The organism is Mycobacterium sp. MUNTM1, from assembly GCF_054660795.1.
The window spans coordinates 1-258 of the sequence record NZ_BAAGDE010000178.1; the positions used below are offsets into that span (position 1 = coordinate 1).

Genomic DNA, 258 nt, shown 5'->3' on the forward strand with positions numbered 1-258 from the left:
CACCAACGCCCACGCCGTGCTCGAGCAGGCACCCGAACCCTCCGAAGGCTCGGTGGCCGGCGACGCGTCGACCGGTGAGGGCATTGAGGGCGGGCTGGTGTTCCCGGTGTCGGCCAGTTCGGAGGACGCGCTGCGCCAGACCGCCGCGCGGCTTGCCGACTGGGTCGACGCCCAGGGCTCTGACTTTGTGATCAGGGATCTGGCCTACACGCTGGCGCTTCGGCGCGGACACCGGCAGGTGCGCACGGCCGTCCTGGC

At 72.1% G+C, this 258-nt stretch carries 1 protein-coding gene; it reads left to right on the forward strand.

Annotation, left to right across the window (positions count from 1 at the left end; genetic code table 11):
- A partial coding sequence (locus ACYQ8K_RS30320) for a CurL C-terminal domain-containing protein (RefSeq protein ID WP_459975090.1) occupies positions 1-258 on the forward strand: 258 nt, incomplete at both ends.